The 346-nt window shown below is 64.2% G+C and carries 1 protein-coding gene; it reads left to right on the top strand.

Annotated features, from left to right (window positions below):
• Window positions 1-346, top strand: a 346-nt coding sequence (locus JK358_RS38850; protein WP_201958906.1) for an AMP-binding enzyme, incomplete at both ends; no start/stop codon positions are given.

Genomic DNA, 346 nt, shown 5'->3' with positions numbered 1-346 from the left:
CCAAGCAGCACTCACCACACACCCAGGAGTGTCACAAGCCGCGGTCGTGGCCCGCGAAGACCACACCGGCGACACCCGACTGATCGGATACATCGTCCCCGACACCAGCACCACCGCACTCGACCCCAGCCAGATCCGCCGATACACACGGGAACAACTACCCGAATACATGGTCCCGGCGGCCGTGGTCGTCCTGGACGCGCTCCCTGTGACCGTCAACGGCAAACTCGACAAACGTGCCCTGCCCACACCCGAATACACCCCAGGCACCACCTACCGGGCGCCCTCCACACCAGCCCAGGAAATTCTCGTCGCGATCTTCCAACGCGTACTCGGTGTGGAACGC

Origin of the sequence: Nocardia acididurans (assembly GCF_016741815.1) — a bacterium.
Taxonomy (GTDB): Bacteria; Actinomycetota; Actinomycetes; order Mycobacteriales; family Mycobacteriaceae; genus Nocardia; species Nocardia acididurans.
This window is presented reverse-complemented; position numbering and strand designations above follow the sequence as displayed.